The sequence below is a fragment of the Bradyrhizobium sp. cir1 genome, from assembly GCF_014198245.1.
GTDB lineage: Bacteria > Pseudomonadota > Alphaproteobacteria > Rhizobiales > Xanthobacteraceae > Bradyrhizobium.
The window spans coordinates 554,413-569,725 of the sequence record NZ_JACIHE010000003.1 but is presented as its reverse complement, the minus strand read 5'-3'; the positions used below and the strand labels follow the sequence as shown (position 1 = coordinate 569,725).

Sequence of the window (15,313 nt, the reverse complement as noted above, 5' to 3'; positions counted from 1 at the left end):
GTGCCCTCGGGCCGGCTCTCGTCCAGCACCAGCGTGTCCGCCGCCCCCGTCACCGTGCTCGCAACCGGGCCGTCGTCCTGGATCGTGAACACGCCCGCGCTGAGGTCGAGCGGCGTCGACACATGATCGCCATCCGCATCCGTGATCGTCTGCACCACCTGCAGCGTGTTGGCCGCGAGCGTCAGATTGTCCACATCATCAGGATTACCCGTGTTCGGATGCCACAGGTTCTGCAGCTGCGTGAAGGTCACGTCACCCGTGGCCTCGTTGATCGTGATCGTGAAGTAGGTCACGCCGTTCGCCGTGCCGCTGATCGTGTCGCCGGACTGGTTCAGCACGATCTGCGCGCCCTGGCCCGGATGCGCCGGGTCGACGTCGGCCGGATCCAGCGCGTACAGGCCGGACGCAACGTTCGAGCCGTTCAGCGTCAGCGTATACTTGGTGGTGCCGGGACCGTCGGTGCCGTAGCTGCCGACGGTGAAGTTGTCGGCGAAGTTCGCCGTCAACGTCGCACGTCCGACCGGCGCCGCGCCGCCCGCCGTGTCGGTCCCGAGCGCGCTCTCGTCCAGGATCAGCGTATCCCTGAACACGTCAGACAGGTGCCCAGCCGTCGGGCCGTCATCCTGGATCGCGAACACGCCCGTGCCGAGATCGATCGGCGTCGAGACATGGTCACCGTCCGCATCGGTGATCGTCTGCACGATTTGAAGCACGCCAGCGCTCGTCGTCAGAGTCGCGGCGTCGTCCGAATCGCCCGTGTTCGGGTGCCACAGGTTCTGCAGCTGCGTGAAGGTCACGTCACCCGTGGTCTCGTTGACGGTGATCGTGAAGTAGGTCACGCCGTTCGCTGTGCCGCTGATGGTGTCACCGGACAGGTTCAGAACGATCTGCGCACCCTGCCCCGGATGCGCCGGGTCGACGTCCGCCGGATCCAGCGCGTACAGCCCGGACGCAACGTTCGAGCCGGTGAGCACCAGCTTGAACACGGTGCTGCCCGCGCCGTCGGCGCCGTAGCTGCCGCCCGAGAAATTATCGCCAAATTTCGCCGTGAACGTCGCAAGTCCAACCGGTGACGCGCCGCCAACCGTGTCGGTCCCGAGTGCGCTCTCGTCGAGGACAAGCGTGTCCGTCGCCCCGGTCACCGTGCTCGGAACCGGACCGTCGTCCTGCAACGTCAGATGCGGGCCGACGTCGACGCTCGCGCTCGTGCTCTGGTTGCTGTTGTCCGTCACCGTGGCAGTCAACGAGATGAGACCGGCAGGCACATGCGTGCCCTCGCTGACGTCGCCGTTCTCGCCCGTGCCTTCATGCACAGAGCGCAGATCCGTCAGCGTCAGCTTGCCGCCGGCATCGACGGACACCGTGAAGTCCTGCGGGCCACTGGCCGCCGTAGCCGCGTCCTTGCCTTCGCGGCCGACCACGACCCCGTTCTCCAGGAACAGGAACACATGATTTCCGGTCTGCGAATCGATCAGGCCGGTGTCCACGCCCGGCGCGCTGATCGACAGCGCGAAGGTCAGGGACTGCTGGCCGCCCGGCACGTTGAGCGTGACGGGCAAAAGACCGGAAATCACCGTGCTCGCCAGATCAGGCGTGGAGCCGTCAATGCCGTTCGTCGCGGACGTCAGGAAGCTCTCGTCCACCACCAGCTCCGGCAGCGTGCCCAGCGCAATCGTCGGAGCCGGCGGGATCGGTGTCTGCGGGACAAAACCGGTTGGGGGATTGATCTGAAAAGTCCCCAGATCCTCCTGGGGAGCCAACACGTTGGTCGGCACCGGCGGCAGCGGGTCGACAATGGGCGCGGTGAAGTTCGCGCCGCTCGCCTGCGCATTGTTCTGACCGAGCGTGTCGCCGGCCGCAGGGAGAACGGCCGAAGCTGCGGTGGGATCATTGATGATCGGGAAGGCGCTGGCGAACTCGGCGACGGTCAGATCGCGACCTGGCGCGACCTCGATGGTGAGATTGCCGAGTTGATCGTGGCGGGAATCGAAGAACGGCTCGACCGTCACCGTGGCGTGGTTGTCGAAAAGAATGATCAGCTTCTCGCCGATGTGAACGAGCGTAATCTTCTCGTTCGCAATAGCCGAAAAGTCGACTTGAACCTTCTGGTCGTACCCGAGGTTCAATACGACCGCCTGATCGGCGAATGGTTTGGTCAGCTTGAAGATGCGCGGCGGCGAGGCGTTGTTGGAATTTCCGGCACCAGTAACCTGGGCAACCCGAAATTGCTCATTCATTGAAATCTCTCCGCCAAAAGGACGTGAAGTGAAAAATTGCAGGCAAATTTACGTCGAAGTGTATCTTTAAGGTATTGTTTACCTCTCCGAGCGTCAAGAAAACTATTTGGTTAATCAATACTTTCGATCAGGATGTGGTAAAGGGACCGCGCGGCCGCGATATGTCGCAAAACGGGCCAGATAAACGCCGTTTTGGCGCATGTCGCTCCAGGCCCTGAGGCGCGGCAGCTGGAGCAAAGGATGAGGAAATTACTGGTAGCGGCCGTGCTGGCCGGATCTTTCGGATTGCATGCCGCCGCCGCTCAAAACCAGCCGGCGCCGGAGGCCCAGACGGTCGAACGCACGGTCAAGGCCCAACCGAACAAGGACACTCAAATCGGGCTCTACATTAACGTCAGACCCGATTGCACCTCCGGCCCGCTGCCAACCATCCGATTGGCAACCTCCCCGACGTCGGGAAAGGTCGTCGTAAAGTCCGGTAAGGTGAAGGCGACCAACTACAAGGCCTGCCTGGCGCTGGAAGTGCCGGCTTACGTGGCCTTCTACAAATCGCCTCCGGACTTTGTCGGCGACGATACGTTGACCATCGAGGTCAAGTATCCCGGCGGACGGACCGAGATTCAAAAGATTACGGTCAACGTCGCCGGACCGGGCGGCCAGAAAATCTAGGCCAGAATCATTGCGGGCTCGGCGCCGACATTGCGCAGCCACCGTCGACCGGGCTTGAACTCAGTCCACCCGCGTGACCTCACATTGGCTGCGTGAGTTCGGTCCGACCAGGCCGATATTGACGTTCTTGAACTGGTAACTCGCATGCGCGGGAACCGGCTCGTTGGCCCACACCAGAACTTTCGTGGCGCGCTCTCGATCATCATCCATCCAGCAAGTCAGCTCGATGCTGTCGATCTTCTGGTCGGTGCCGTTGGAAAGCACAAAGCTGGCGATTCCGTAATTGTCGGCCCGCCGCGTTGTCTGGAATGAGTCGATCTTGACCAGCTCGGCCGGGCCGGAATGTGCAGCGGGAGGTCGAGTGTCTTGCGCCGCCGCTGCGTCAATCAGGGCGCACAGCCCTGCCAGGCAGACGATCCCGGTCAACGACCTCATGATGCACCTCATCCCCCCGAACGCGGCGATACTTCCGCGTCTGCGGGGTTGGCGCAAGGGCCTGCCGCTATTGCGGCGCAGAGCCAGCGCAGAGGCCTTGCGGCGGCGCAACGTCAATGAGAGAGCGTCTTCGCGCCCGAATTCTGCTCCGGGCCTGCACCGCAATCGCCGATCCGATGTGCCACGACCAGCTCGACCCTCGGCATCTGTCCCTCACTCAGCTCGTTCTGCTCAGTGTAGGATTCCTCGCTATGAACCGTGATCACCGTGCTGACGGGCCCCATGAAGTCGCAACGGTTTGCGAAGGTGTATTGGTTGTTCTTCTTTTCGGGTCTCGCGGAGACGCAGCTGCCGACCGAGGGAGACGAGAACGTCGCTTTCATCGAGACGGTCGGATCGACACAGGCCGTCAGCTCCCGCTCGAGCAAACGGTGCTTCGGCTTGCGGTGAGCGACCATATCGAGCGTGCGAACGAAGTGCCAAAGACCTTTGCGGAAGGTCGGCCCCTGGAATTCATCCGCCTTGGCTACAGTGGTGGTCGAGGTGATCAGAAGCGCCAAAGCGGCACAACGAACGAAAGAGGTCGCAAGGATTGAACGCCGGCCTGTGGTCATTGTCTCCATACCTGCTCGCTTGCGCCCCAAAGGATAGCCGCACGGTCGAAAAGCACTGCCTCAGGTTCGGGCACCGTCGTAAAGCAAACATTAACATTGCGAGAGACCCGTTAAATTACGGAAAACCCGCTTGCCGACCGGCTGTTTCGAATCGCGCGTGACTACCCCTGCTCCCCACGCGACTTCTTGTCACGGCGTCGGAGCGCCGGTCAACCACGCACCATTACGGAGACTCAATGGCAGGGCTTAAAGGCAGCTCACGCGCCATTAATTCTAGCGACCGCGGCATTTCGGTAACAGTGAGCCGACCGGATCGCGGAGAGAGTTCAACTGCCAAACAGACCGGTCGCGAGCGCGACGGTATTTAAATAGAGTCGGGCAAGCCCTAAACGAGCCCGGCGTGACCGCAAATCACGAAGGCGGAAGCGTGTGTCTTCGTGCAGCCAAAGGCGCAACTCGCGGAGCTATATCGAAATTTATCCGGGGTTCACGCAAACAATCTGCCGCGCCGGACCGCGTTCCTCGCGAACGAGCACGGTCACGGCAAAGGGTTTCTGAAAAGCTGAAATGGCCGGTCCTCAGCCCCCGCGCGAAGCGCCAAGATGACGCGCCGCGAAGGGTCCTTGCACTCCAAAAGGGGGCTACGCTGATTGACCTTTGATGCCATTTTTGCTCTTTTAGTTGAATATTTCTCGCTTTTGGGGGCTGCGATGCAGAGCAGATTCAGCGGACTTCTTTGGGGAGCGGCCTTCTTGAGTCTGGCCTTCGGTACGAGCCAGGCCAGCGCGGCCGATCTGAGCCTGATGGCCTCACCAGCGGCGGTCGGAAGCTGCAGCGAACTGGTGTTTGTCTGCGAGAATGGCAAGCAATACCCGCTTTGCCCGATCGCGGTCTCGGTTGCCGGTGAGGTCGTGACGGCATCGCTGCACACCGGACGCGGCGGCGCGCATGTTCGGCTGGTTCCAATGGGCGTCGGTTATCGCTACGCCGGACGGGGCATCTGGCTCGACGGCTTCCGCGAAAATGCCTTGCTGAACTTCGGCAAGCACAGCCAAGTCGCCTGCACCCTCGCCCACTAGGGCGAGGAGTGCCTGAGGCGAGTTGATCAGCCCTTGGTGCGCAGCACGGCTCCCTGCGACCTCGGGTGCATATAGGCCTTGGGCTGAACATAGACCGGGCAGTAGTTATTCCATTGATACTGCTGCCAGTTCCACTTCCAGCAGCCGGCGTCAATCTGCGGCGCGGGGCCGAAATCCAGACGATACGGCTCGTCGCCGAAGGGATAGGGACCGCTGTGCGCGGCGCTTGAAACGAACATAACGGTCAGGGAAATGGCGGTCGCGGCTAGCAATTTCGGCATGTTGCCCTCGATCTTCATGCGCTAATGCGCGACAGTGCCAAAGCGGGAGTTTCCAATCAAGGCCCTGGCGGGCGAATAGTTGAGCGGCGTCCGGTTGTTCGCTCGTTTCGCCTGTTTGGGCGTCCTGCCTGATCATCATGGTCGCCGTGCAAGCCAATCTCGCCATCCTTGTTGCACTTGCGAATCGCCCGAACGGACGGATTGCGTTTGCCGAGCTCGAGCAGCAACTGCAGGCGCACGACGAGAATGGTGAAATCGAAGACCGGATAGAACAACAGGTCTCCGCCGGAATCGAGCTGATTGAGGCCGGCCTTGCCGTTGTGAATGGCGACAGCCTGGAGATCACCGAGGCGGGCCGCTCGGTCATCGAGGCCCTCCCCGATCGTTCGTTGCCTCAGTCGAAGTCGCTTGAAATCATTGATCATCTGATCGGGCCCGAAGTGCGCTCGCGGATGTTCGATCTTGATCTTCGCGAGGATGCCGAAGCCCATTCCCCCCGAGGCTCGAACGCTCCCGGGACAGACGGCACCGACGGCGCACCAAGGCATGTGGCCGAGCCAGGCCCTGCCGACCTGGATGTGAACGCTGCTACTCCCAAGCCGGCAATCCCGCCAGCTGTCGCGGCTCCGCCATCGACAACCGTCCGCCGCCTCACCTCACGCGAACCAGATCCAGCGCCGGACAATGGTGACTGGCGAGCTCGCGCGGTCCAGGCAATTGCCCGGCCGCTGCATCGCCTGGCCGCGCTATGGCGGCGGCACCTCGAGGAGGATCTGCCGAAAGCGCGGACCGTCAGCCGGGGAGCCAGCGTCAATGGAGTCTTTATCGCGCTCATCAGCCTGCTGATCGTCATCATCTGTGCCGGCGCCGTGATTGCCCTGCGACAGATCAGGTCGCTGCAGACGGAAATCTCCTCCTTGCAACGAGAGCTCTCGCCGCTGAAGGAGCGGCTTTCCCGCTTTGATCAGGCAGAAAAAGCACGGCAGGCCGAGGAAAAGGCGCGGGAAGAGCGCAGCAAACGGACAGCAGACAATCCGCCTCAGCAAGCGCCTCTCACTCTGTCACGGGAGGATATTCAACTCATTCGCGACTATATCAAGCCCGCCCCCGGGGTCGGCTCCTCCGCAGCGCCGGCGGTTGGCGATCCGCTTCCCGGAGCGACGATCCCCTTCCCTTCGCCGGTCACGGAAAAGGTGCCCAAATTGCTCGGCGCGAGATTTGCGATCCGCAACGGGGCCATCATCATCGTCAGAAGGGACAGCCGTCAGATCGACGCCGTCCTTGGACCGAACTGAGCGCTCCGGTCCATCAGAGCGCGAGCGCGTAAGGAAATTGTCTCGTCAGATCGAGATCGAGATAACCGCTGCCGTCGATCCATTGATGCGGGCAATAAGCGAGCGTGGATGGATCGATAAGCAGACCGTCTCGAAGAATTGCCTCGCGCGTACCTATTCTCCCCGTCGCTATCTCGCCTTCTTGTGGATCGAAGCGCAACGCATCAAACACAGCGGTATCGTTTGTCACCCGAAGCCCCTGCTGAAATGAACATCTCGAAAGTAATAAAGACTATCGATCCGATTTACCGAGGCAAGCCTTATCGTTTTTGCAACTGCTAACTCACCGCCAGCCGCGCACCCTATTCGCTATCGCTGCCACGCGAGAGCGGATAGGCTTACGTGTGTCTACTCCTGTTTCTGACACCCAATTCGAGAGGAGAAACGCGATGCGAGGCACTTCATACATCCTGGCGGCTGCCGCGCTTCTTGGGATCGGCACCCTCGTGACATCAGGATCAGCCGTTGCTGACGGAACGCGGATGGGAACGGGCGGTCTTCCCACCGTCGAAAATGCGTGGGGATTTGGATACGGCCAGGGCCCGTCCTTCTATGGACAGTATGCGCCCCTTGCGGAAGACAGCTACGCCTTCAGTTACGAGTATCCTGTCTTTGCGGGCCACGATGTGCGAGCGATCGCCGTCGACCTCTCCACTTCGCGCTTTCGACACCGGCCGGTCGCCGGACCTGGAATTATCTACTACCGCGGCCAGTATCCCCGGCCGTATCGCATGAACCAATATTGGTGAGCTGATCGACCGAACTCGCCTGCGCGGCCGCCAGCGCCGCGCAGGCGAAGAAGGCGCGTCATCCCTCTCCCGCTTGCGCGTCACCGCCGGAATCATCCCGGTCATTCTTCGATCCATGCCCGCGCTTGCTGACCAATCCTCTGATCGCATCGTAGGCTTCGAGCAAGGGCGGCGTTAACGAAAAGAAGGCGCCAAGCGCAATTGCGATGACGACATGCCGTAGCAAAACGCTCTCGTCCCGCGTTTCAGTCGTGCCGGAATTCATCCCGGCTGCGACCGTACTGTCGCCCGACCTGCCGGCGACGTTCGCCGTCCGCGGTTTACGCGGCGGAATCATCACGACGACGAAGAGAACGTTAATCAGCAACCAAATGCCCAGAATGATTAACAGCGCTCTCATTCGAAAAATCCAGAAAACAGATACGGCTTAAAATTCTCGTTATCCGAAGGCAAAATGTGCCCATGGATCAGTCACAGTTGTCCAGGCCATCCCCTGATGCAAGCCTAAATCTTGGTCGTTAAAGATTAAGCCTGCCAATAAAAACACGATCGGCGCGGAGGCCCGGGTTTCCCTGGCGCCGGCATAGCTTCCGATCTTCGGCCTGAACGGTAGTCTTAGGGAACACGGAGCGACATGCAGCGCATTGCTGGCATCGCGATCGTGCGATCCTCAATCAAGGAATTCGACGCCGATACGATTTCCGCTGGACCAGACGACACGGCAATCCCGGATGATGCGATCCTTCTCCAGCATCAGCTTGATGCGGGGTCTGACGTAGACCTTGTCCGCCATCTCGATGGCGGCGCCATAATCGGAGAGACTGACGACGCGGCATCGCATGCTGGATCCGTCACCCGCGATGTATGCGACCTCGTCAACCGTCGCGCGCTGCTGTCTGCGACGCTCCTCCACGACCACTCACCCCTTGCTCGAGTTCTTGCCGCGCAGGAAGTGGACTCCAATGTTGTCGCCATTGATCCAGGCCAGCTCGCAGCGGCGGAAGGCCGCTCCGGTCGTCGAAAGCAGCAGGAAGAACTCCTTCAGCGCAAGCCCCTCGATCGACCCTTCGACCTTGAGCTTCGCTCCGGCCTCGGCCACGTCGGTCATCTGACATTGACGGCTCCACGTTCCGTCAATAGCCACCATGTGCACGTCGACGCCGCGCGAGAACTCGATACGTGCCGTTCCACGTCTTTCGGGTGGTAGCGAACCAGGCATATCAGGACGAAACCCGGATTTAAAAATTCAATGGAGTCGCAGCTCGCCACTGCCGGGCAAGCCAAGCCCGCAGGCGCGAGACGCCCTTACGAAATTAGACACCCCTCGGCCGCCGGCCGAAGCGCACAGCATTGAAATTGCGCATCGTCCCGATAGTGCGGGACAAAAATTCAGAAAAGGCTAACGAGCGTGTCGGATTCGGCAAATCGAAACCGGAATTCCGCAGCTGGAGCGACCCGGGACGCAAACGCGGATTGAACGCTTGCAACGCCTCGCCTTTAACGGCATTTACGATCGTAAATTCGACATCAGCCGCCGTAAAACTCACTTAACTCGATTTTGGGTTCCGGTAGTCCTGCGGATTTCGGGCAGGGTTCCCCTGGTGCTACGGTTCCATCGCGAGCGACGGGACCCAGCCAGCCCCGGGTGGAGCGGCGCCGCAAAGCGACCTTGGCCCGCCTCCACTGCCCTATTTTGCCGGAGGCGGGCTTCCTTTCCATTGCCTGCGCAAACTGAAAGGGGCCGCTCAAAGAGCGGCCCCTTGCCGGTTGAAATGGTTGTCCGTGATGAAATCCAGCCCCGGCATCAGCACCCTAGCGGTACTGAAGTGCCATGTGGATTCCGTTCGACTACGGTGAACCATACTGCCGTAATTTCAGGCCGATCCCGGGCTCCGGGGAAGCCCGGCTCGCCAGAGAAACCGTGGTCCGCCGTGCTCCGCCAGCTCCTGGCCGGCCTTCACTTGATCGGAACGCGCTTCGATATCAATCGAGCTCGTGGACGATGCGAGAGCCTCCCCGCAACCGACGAACCAGAGCTCCGACTTCCTGCTGAACGGCGAGGAAGTAGAGCAGATGCGTGATTGCAAAGGACAGCATGCAAGTGCCGAGGATGGTCGCCATCACGAACAGGCCCCCCGATGGGACCGCAATGGTCTCGAGCGATGCCTGCCGGAGGGTCGGCGCACCAACCTGCCAGGATGCGACCAGAAACACGGCGTAGGCTGCGCTGAGATGGGTTGCGATGGTGAAGAGCGGCCGGGACTTGGCGGCGAGCCCCAAACAGGCAAGCACGAAGATCGGAAGCGCCAGTCCGAACAGTTGAAAGCCGTCGATGCCGACGAAATAGCTCAGATAGGCGTCGCTTCGCTGGAAGATGCCGAACAGCTTGAGATTGATGAACCAGAGGACCTCGGAGCTCGGGGCGTATTCAAGCGCGCGGACGGCGAGCTCGGCGCTCAGCGTGGCGGCAAAAAGTGCCAACGGCCCAAGAAATTGCAATTTAAAAAGCCGGTTCATGCGACAAGCCATACGTCAAAGACGTTGAGCTTGTCTTAAGGGGCCCCCTGGCGCGCGCCGGGGCGGGCTTTACCGACCCAAGGCAATCATAAACCGCGGTTTATGATTCACGGCTGGTTGTTCGGCGGCCGTTCGATGAACCGCCGGCTGCCGTTGAGCAGCTCGAGATTGTTGGCGATGACCGGATTGCCCGGATCGAGCGAGTAGGCCTTCTCGAACTTGCGCCGCGCCGCGCTCAGGTTGCCGCGCAGCATGTAGGAATAGCCCTGATCGTTCAGGATCTGCACGGTCTCGCCGCCGAGGCGGATCGCCTGCGCATAGGCCTGGTCGGCCAGATCGAAGCGGCGCAAGCGGTCATAGCTCGCAGCAAGGCCGATCCAGGCGGTCAGGTCCTTCGGGGACTTCTCGACGCCATCCCTGAAATAGCGGTTGGCAATGCCGTAATTGCCGCGGTTGAAGTGCTCCAGCCCCAGCCGCACCGGCTCGTCCGACGGGTAATATTTGACGTCGGTCGGCTCCTGCACGGGATCGCCGCCCGGCGGATCGACGGGTGCCACGATCGCGGCCTCCCTCACCGTGTAGTCGCACGCGGCAAGGCCGGTCCCCAGCCAGCAACAGGTCAGCATCAGAAATAGACGCCGCATCAGTCCTTGTCCCCCGCCGGCTCGCAGCGGCCTCCGCTGGTCCCCAGCACAATGCTGCAAAACAACCCCATGCACAGTAGACCCGTCATTGAAATGATTTGAGTTTTTTATCTTGCTGCAGGCCCGCCCACCGGTACCGAGATACCGGAAGACGCACCAGCTCCCAAACCTTGCACGTCGATGCTCTGAGTCGGCGTGGGCCGTACCCCCATTTGCTTCGTCGGCTCGCTGATGTCGGGAAGCTGATCCACGGGCTGTTTCGTGTTGCCGTAGCGCGTGACGGCGGCGCCGGCGCGGCGCGCGTCGGTGGCGATCCTGGTGTCGCCGACATAGCGCGGCCAGGGCGTGATGGTGTGGGTGACGGCGTTCACCTGCTTGGCATCGCCGGCGCTCATGGTGATCGTGTCGGAGCGCTGGAAGTAGCGGTCGACCTCGTCATGCCCCGCGAGCCCGTAACATCCCCCGAGCAGGACGGGCGCGCACAGAGCCAGATACCTGATGGTCATCTCTCGCGTCCTTCAATTGAGGGTTTTCACGACCGGCTGGCCGGCTGCCGCGGCCGGAGGCGGAACCGGCGCCCTGAGCTCGGGCGCGATGATATGGCCGTACGGCCCCTTCACCTCGCCGCCGGAATTGACGTAGTCGTCGTAACGCTTGCGGACTTCCATCTGGCCGTTGAGGAAGAAATCGACGTCATTGGCCGGCAGGCGCGAATCGAGCGGCGAGGCCAGTTGCTGCCCCGGCGCAGCCGGCGCAACCAGGCGCGGCGTCACGATGATGACGAGATCGGTTTCCTGCTGCTGGTAGGACTTGCTGCTGAACAAGGTTCCAATCACCGGCACCGAGCCGATCCAGGGCAGTTGCGAGACTTCCTGGCGGTTGCGGGTCTGGAGCAGGCCGGCGATGGCGAAGCTTTGGCCGTCGCGCAGCTCGACCGTAGTTCGCGCGTCGCGCCGCGACAATGCCGGGATGGTCGTCCCGGCGATCGTGACTGCGTTCTGGAAATCGAGCTCGCTGACGGATGGCTCGACGCGAAGATTGATCGCACCGCGCGAGAGGACAGTGGGGACGAAGGCCAGCTCGACGCCGAACTTCTTGAACTCGATCGTCACAGTCGGCACCAAGCCAGCAGTACCTGCTGTGGAGGCCACCGGAACCGGAAATTCGCCGCCGGCTAGAAAGCGCGCAGCGTCGCCGGAAAGCGTGGTCAAGTTCGGCTCAGCCAGTCGACGTGCCAATCCCTTAGTTTCCAACGCAGAGATCAGCAGGTCTACCGAACCGCCGCCGCTTGTCCTGATGATGCTCGTCAACAAGCTTCCGAACGGGGCTGGAGCGATGCCGCCAGCGGTACCGATGAGCGTCCCGGCCGTTCCAAGAAGAGGAAGGCTTCCCGTCGGAGGAGAACCGACGGCGCCTCCGCCAGTCCCTAGGGGACCGTTGGCGGTATTAATACCGCCGATTGGTGTGCGGCCCGCCGCTGTATTCAGACCGCCAAGCCCCGTATTCCCGACGTTGGTCCCATTGGCATTTGCCGCATAAAGGTTGACGCCGAGATTGCGGCCAGCGTCGCGACCGACCTCGAGGAAACGCACCTCCAGCATCACCTGTTGCGGCGCCGCGACGCTCATCGCATTGACGACGGTGCCGCCCTTGCCAACCGTGCCGGTCGCAATCGCCATCGCCCGCTCGGCGGCGACGGCATCGACGACCGTTCCGTTCAACACCACCTGTCCCTCGGACGAGGAGACGCGAATGCCGGGGGAGCCGGTGCTGGCGCGGATGTTCTGCTGCAGGCTGTTGGTGTCGATGGCGACCTCGACATCAAGGATGCCGATCTGCTTCATCGACGAGTCGAGCAAAATGACGTTGGTGGTGCCGGTCTGCTTGCCCTGGATGTAGATCAGGTGATCGCTCAGCGACTTCACGTCGGCGATGTCGGACGAGCCGGCGACGATGGTCGCAAAGGCCTGATCGACGCGGAAGGTCCTGGACTTGTTGACGATCACCTTGACGCGCTGGACGTCGTTCATCTCGCTGACGAAGACGCCACCAGGGGAGACCCGCCGGTCGGCGGCGCCCACGTGGTCCGCGGAACCGACCAAGGCGAGGCCGGCGCCCAGAGCCAACACGCTCAGCGCGCAGCGCCTGTTTCGGGCCCCAATGAAAACGCGACCGCCACCCATTTCCAAACCCCTTGCCGCATTCTACGGCTGTCCCCGACAATGCACTCCCGGGCGCTTCAGCAACTCTCCTTCGTACGCAACGCCACAGAGCTTACAATTCGTTCGACTACAAACCGTTACTAGGTATTTTCTTCCCGCAGTTACACGGGCCTAAAATCATCCCCGCACCAGGGACCAAGCCCTGCCGGCCGCGCAAAGCAGCACCGGGATCATCATCAATCCTGCGCGCGCTTGGCAAGGCGAGACCCCTGCCGCAGTGCCGCAATGCCGCAGAAAACTGATTAATGTTGCCCTCCGGCACCACTTTTCGTTGCAGCCCCCCCCCAGCGGAACGGCAGTGCCGACGCCCAAGTCCAGTGATACCTAGAAGGGAATCTCAGTGGACGCACTCGGCTGGTCTAACTGTGCGCCCCAGATCGGCAGCAGCATCCCGAACTTGGGTTGAGAAGCCTGTACCGTAATCACACCGCTCCCCGTAGCCGCGCTGAGCGTAGGCGCGGATGTACCGACGAACGAGAAGGGGGCAACATTCTGTTTGGCCACATCGGTTGGCAGCGGGTCTCCGCTGCAACTAGGCGTCTTTTGTTGGGCTGCAGCAGGCGTGTAGCAACTGATCATGACTTGCCGAGCGCCAGCGTTCGCAAGTGATCGCAACGATTGAACGGTGATTGCATAACGTCCGAGATCGAAGATAGCGAACACCATCGTCAAGAACACCGCACCGACGATGCAAAATTCAAGCGCCGCAACCCCGCGCTGGTCGAGCTTTCTCATCAGTGCACCAAAGCAACGATTTGAGTACTTGTGATGGTATTCGAACCACATCCAGTCGAGCTCAGGTAGACGTTGCCATTTATGGTGAGCGTATTGGCGATCACTTCTGCACAGGTACTCGCACCTTGAACCGTTCCGCCGTAAGTAACGTCGGCTTTGGGGAAGTACATCGCGCCACTCAATGCAACCGTGCCACCGCCGGTGATGGAGACCGCTGCGCTCGACTGGTCGTCGATCAGAACGCCATTCAGGTCAGAAGAGAAGGTGTTTGTCGCAGGGGCCGAGAGATTAACCGTTGCGCCACTACCAATTGAAAGGCTCGACGTCCCAAGCAAAACAAGGGTTACGCCTGTGCCAATGACCGTTCCGGAATTGATTTTTATACTCGCATTGTAAAAAAAATAGGTTCCGGAGGCGGTAAAAATTAGCGTGTCATTATTGTTCACCGTAATGTCTTTGTACGCTCCTGCGCTGCTGTTCGGAGTGAGCAAATAGCATTTTCCTTTGCTATTGCAGCGCGGATCGCTCCCTTGCGGTGGTGGTGTATTGCCTGTCCGGCTATTGAACGTTTCGGTATCCAGCACCTTTAGCGGGTTCACGACGGGCAGCATGTTATAGTTATAAGGCACGCTAATGGTGCAATGGCCCGACGAAGCCTTACAACCGGCTACGGCATCAACGGCCCAATCCGAACCAACGAAAGTCGGAGTACTGTTATACTTGACGGCGCTGTCTGACATCAGCGCGCAGCCAGTTCCGGTAATGATACTGCTACCACCGATCGTAAGTGAGGTACCTGACGAATTAAGTCCCAAGCCACACAGGTTCTTCGGGTTCTGGATCTGGACAATGGCTTGAGCGCCGATATCGACAGTCGATAAGCCAAGTACTGCTGCCAAGTATGCCGGCTGATGCTGACTGACACTGGCGCGAACGAAAGTGCCGCTCGTCGAACTGGTCCAAGCGCCGGTAACGGCGTCATATGCACCTTGGTCGATCAGCACGGTTTGTGTCGTATCCGCGGCAAGCGAGCTTGCGCACGTGAACACAGTATCACCGGTGTTGCAGAACTTGTTCTGGGCTGCGAATTCCTTGCCGCGATAGACATAGTCCTGCGCTGTATCGCAATTGCTGCTTCCAGAGATCGAGCACGCCAGCGTCAAACCGCCGGAAAAGGCTGCCGCATCAGCTGCCGTCTGCGCATGTTGCTTGGTGACGTACCATGATCCCGCCTCGGCCCCGAGCGCGACCACTCCGATCAGGGGCACCAAGGCGATAACGGTCGCGAATGCGACTGAACCTCTACGACATCGAAGCATGTTACGCACGACAAGCTCCTATTGAAATCGTTCCGAGTAGTTTATGGTGCAGGTGCTGCAGAACACCGATCCAAGTACGAGGGGCGACAAGGTAAAGCTTGTTGTGAAGGTATAGTATTTGGGCAAAATTGTTCCCGAAGCGCACGGAGCCGGAGTTCCTGGATCGCCGCAATAGATCTGCGTAGTGACAGAGTAGCCTGCGACGCTCGTGGGGAGAGAGCTTTGCCAGCTGCTGATAGCGCCCGCATCTGTGACGTCGCTCGGCGGCGAATATTGAGTACGTTGTCCCATATCCCGCAACGCCTGATAGGCGGAAATGTACTTGAAGCCGGCGACTGCAACATCGGCAAGCGGCAGGAGCAGGCTGAACATCAAGAAAATAAAGACGAAGGGCATCTCAAGCGCGACGGCCCCGCGCTGATCCGCCGCAAGCGATTCTTTCTGCTTTTCAAGCCCAAAAGTTCGGACCGCACTCATG

Annotated in this window: 19 protein-coding genes; 4 read left to right on the top strand and 15 right to left on the bottom strand. The window is 60.7% G+C overall.

Annotation, left to right across the window (positions count from 1 at the left end; translation table 11 throughout):
* The coding region (locus GGD63_RS10865) for a DUF5801 repeats-in-toxin domain-containing protein (RefSeq protein WP_183241600.1) at positions 1-2,237 on the bottom strand (2,237 nt) is incomplete at its 3' end.
* A gap of 240 nt (positions 2,238-2,477) precedes the next feature.
* Between GGD63_RS10865 and GGD63_RS10860 the strand changes: the two genes are divergently transcribed.
* Positions 2,478-2,906 (top strand): hypothetical protein, encoded by a 429-nt coding sequence (locus GGD63_RS10860; RefSeq protein WP_246785435.1) that lies wholly within the window; start codon positions 2,478-2,480, stop codon positions 2,904-2,906.
* Positions 2,907-2,966: 60 nt separating this feature from the next.
* Here the strand turns inward: GGD63_RS10860 and GGD63_RS10855 are convergent, their stop codons facing one another.
* Together GGD63_RS10855 and GGD63_RS10850 are read right to left on the bottom strand one after the other, a co-directional pair.
* A complete protein-coding gene (locus GGD63_RS10855; RefSeq protein WP_183241599.1) occupies positions 2,967-3,341 on the bottom strand; it encodes a hypothetical protein in 375 nt (124 codons plus the stop codon).
* Positions 3,342-3,454: 113 nt separating this feature from the next.
* Positions 3,455-3,901 (bottom strand): hypothetical protein, encoded by a 447-nt coding sequence (locus tag GGD63_RS10850; RefSeq protein WP_246785434.1) that lies wholly within the window; start codon positions 3,899-3,901, stop codon positions 3,455-3,457.
* A 704-nt stretch (positions 3,902-4,605) separates the two neighbouring features.
* Between GGD63_RS10850 and GGD63_RS40780 the strand changes: the two genes are divergently transcribed.
* Positions 4,606-5,034 (top strand): hypothetical protein, encoded by a 429-nt coding sequence (locus tag GGD63_RS40780; RefSeq protein WP_312013138.1) that lies wholly within the window; start codon positions 4,606-4,608, stop codon positions 5,032-5,034.
* A 26-nt stretch (positions 5,035-5,060) separates the two neighbouring features.
* Here GGD63_RS40780 and GGD63_RS10840 read toward each other — a convergent pair whose 3' ends face one another.
* Positions 5,061-5,333: a hypothetical protein gene (locus tag GGD63_RS10840; RefSeq protein WP_183241597.1), complete on the bottom strand. Its 273-nt coding sequence runs from the start codon at positions 5,331-5,333 to the stop codon at positions 5,061-5,063.
* A 119-nt stretch (positions 5,334-5,452) separates the two neighbouring features.
* On the opposite strand from GGD63_RS10840, the gene GGD63_RS40110 reads away from it, so the two are divergent.
* Positions 5,453-6,610 (top strand): hypothetical protein, encoded by a 1,158-nt coding sequence (locus GGD63_RS40110; RefSeq protein ID WP_246785433.1) that lies wholly within the window; start codon positions 5,453-5,455, stop codon positions 6,608-6,610.
* A 13-nt stretch (positions 6,611-6,623) separates the two neighbouring features.
* Here GGD63_RS40110 and GGD63_RS10830 read toward each other — a convergent pair whose 3' ends face one another.
* Positions 6,624-6,839: a hypothetical protein gene (locus GGD63_RS10830; RefSeq protein WP_183241595.1), complete on the bottom strand. Its 216-nt coding sequence runs from the start codon at positions 6,837-6,839 to the stop codon at positions 6,624-6,626.
* A 199-nt stretch (positions 6,840-7,038) separates the two neighbouring features.
* On the opposite strand from GGD63_RS10830, the gene GGD63_RS10825 reads away from it, so the two are divergent.
* Positions 7,039-7,398 (top strand): hypothetical protein, encoded by a 360-nt coding sequence (locus GGD63_RS10825; protein WP_183241593.1) that lies wholly within the window; start codon positions 7,039-7,041, stop codon positions 7,396-7,398.
* A gap of 58 nt (positions 7,399-7,456) precedes the next feature.
* Here the strand turns inward: GGD63_RS10825 and GGD63_RS10820 are convergent, their stop codons facing one another.
* The 10 genes from GGD63_RS10820 to GGD63_RS10775 all read right to left on the bottom strand — a co-directional run bounded on the left by GGD63_RS10820 (position 7,457) and on the right by GGD63_RS10775 (position 15,312).
* Positions 7,457-7,798 (bottom strand): hypothetical protein, encoded by a 342-nt coding sequence (locus tag GGD63_RS10820; RefSeq protein WP_183241591.1) that lies wholly within the window; start codon positions 7,796-7,798, stop codon positions 7,457-7,459.
* A gap of 270 nt (positions 7,799-8,068) precedes the next feature.
* On the bottom strand, positions 8,069-8,311 hold the full coding sequence (locus GGD63_RS10815) for a PilZ domain-containing protein (RefSeq protein WP_183241589.1): 243 nt from the start codon (positions 8,309-8,311) through the stop codon (positions 8,069-8,071).
* A gap of 6 nt (positions 8,312-8,317) precedes the next feature.
* On the bottom strand, positions 8,318-8,617 hold the full coding sequence (locus GGD63_RS10810; RefSeq protein WP_183241587.1) for a PilZ domain-containing protein: 300 nt from the start codon (positions 8,615-8,617) through the stop codon (positions 8,318-8,320).
* A gap of 764 nt (positions 8,618-9,381) precedes the next feature.
* Complete coding sequence (locus GGD63_RS10805; RefSeq protein WP_246785432.1) at positions 9,382-9,915, bottom strand: hypothetical protein; 534 nt, start codon at positions 9,913-9,915, stop codon at positions 9,382-9,384.
* Positions 9,916-10,022: 107 nt separating this feature from the next.
* Positions 10,023-10,559, bottom strand: a complete 537-nt coding sequence (locus GGD63_RS10800) for a tetratricopeptide repeat protein (protein ID WP_183241583.1) — start codon at positions 10,557-10,559, stop codon at positions 10,023-10,025.
* A gap of 107 nt (positions 10,560-10,666) precedes the next feature.
* Positions 10,667-11,065 (bottom strand): hypothetical protein, encoded by a 399-nt coding sequence (locus GGD63_RS10795; RefSeq protein WP_183241581.1) that lies wholly within the window; start codon positions 11,063-11,065, stop codon positions 10,667-10,669.
* A 12-nt stretch (positions 11,066-11,077) separates the two neighbouring features.
* Positions 11,078-12,742: a type II and III secretion system protein family protein gene (locus GGD63_RS10790; protein WP_183241579.1), complete on the bottom strand. Its 1,665-nt coding sequence runs from the start codon at positions 12,740-12,742 to the stop codon at positions 11,078-11,080.
* A gap of 363 nt (positions 12,743-13,105) precedes the next feature.
* Positions 13,106-13,516 carry a TadE/TadG family type IV pilus assembly protein gene (locus tag GGD63_RS10785; protein ID WP_246785431.1) on the bottom strand — a complete coding sequence of 137 codons (411 nt, stop codon included), beginning with the start codon at positions 13,514-13,516 and terminating at the stop codon, positions 13,106-13,108.
* On the bottom strand, positions 13,516-14,835 hold the full coding sequence (locus GGD63_RS10780; protein ID WP_210315760.1) for a pilus assembly protein TadG-related protein: 1,320 nt from the start codon (positions 14,833-14,835) through the stop codon (positions 13,516-13,518). Before GGD63_RS10780 ends, GGD63_RS10785 begins: the two co-directional genes overlap by 1 nt.
* 18 nt (positions 14,836-14,853) lie before the next feature.
* A complete protein-coding gene (locus GGD63_RS10775) occupies positions 14,854-15,312 on the bottom strand; it encodes a hypothetical protein (RefSeq protein ID WP_183241575.1) in 459 nt (152 codons plus the stop codon).
* Position 15,313 lies beyond the last annotated feature (1 nt).

Bases quoted from the DNA above. Each gene is read 5' to 3' on its own strand.
- GGD63_RS40110 (WP_246785433.1), top strand. From the start codon at position 5,453: ATGGTCGCCGTGCAAGCCAATCTCGCCATCCTTGTTGCACTTGCGAAT.
- GGD63_RS10820 (WP_183241591.1), bottom strand. From the start codon at position 7,798: ATGAGAGCGCTGTTAATCATTCTGGGCATTTGGTTGCTGATTAACGTT.
- GGD63_RS10855 (WP_183241599.1), bottom strand. From the start codon at position 3,341: ATGAGGTCGTTGACCGGGATCGTCTGCCTGGCAGGGCTGTGCGCCCTG.
- GGD63_RS10825 (WP_183241593.1), top strand. From the start codon at position 7,039: ATGCGAGGCACTTCATACATCCTGGCGGCTGCCGCGCTTCTTGGGATC.
- GGD63_RS10805 (WP_246785432.1), bottom strand. From the start codon at position 9,915: ATGAACCGGCTTTTTAAATTGCAATTTCTTGGGCCGTTGGCACTTTTT.
- GGD63_RS10795 (WP_183241581.1), bottom strand. From the start codon at position 11,065: ATGACCATCAGGTATCTGGCTCTGTGCGCGCCCGTCCTGCTCGGGGGA.
- GGD63_RS10840 (WP_183241597.1), bottom strand. From the start codon at position 5,333: ATGAAGATCGAGGGCAACATGCCGAAATTGCTAGCCGCGACCGCCATT.
- GGD63_RS10810 (WP_183241587.1), bottom strand. From the start codon at position 8,617: ATGCCTGGTTCGCTACCACCCGAAAGACGTGGAACGGCACGTATCGAG.
- GGD63_RS10780 (WP_210315760.1), bottom strand. From the start codon at position 14,835: ATGCTTCGATGTCGTAGAGGTTCAGTCGCATTCGCGACCGTTATCGCC.
- GGD63_RS10800 (WP_183241583.1), bottom strand. From the start codon at position 10,559: ATGCGGCGTCTATTTCTGATGCTGACCTGTTGCTGGCTGGGGACCGGC.
- GGD63_RS10860 (WP_246785435.1), top strand. From the start codon at position 2,478: ATGAGGAAATTACTGGTAGCGGCCGTGCTGGCCGGATCTTTCGGATTG.
- GGD63_RS10775 (WP_183241575.1), bottom strand. From the start codon at position 15,312: ATGAGTGCGGTCCGAACTTTTGGGCTTGAAAAGCAGAAAGAATCGCTT.
- GGD63_RS10790 (WP_183241579.1), bottom strand. From the start codon at position 12,742: ATGGGTGGCGGTCGCGTTTTCATTGGGGCCCGAAACAGGCGCTGCGCG.
- GGD63_RS10785 (WP_246785431.1), bottom strand. From the start codon at position 13,516: ATGAGAAAGCTCGACCAGCGCGGGGTTGCGGCGCTTGAATTTTGCATC.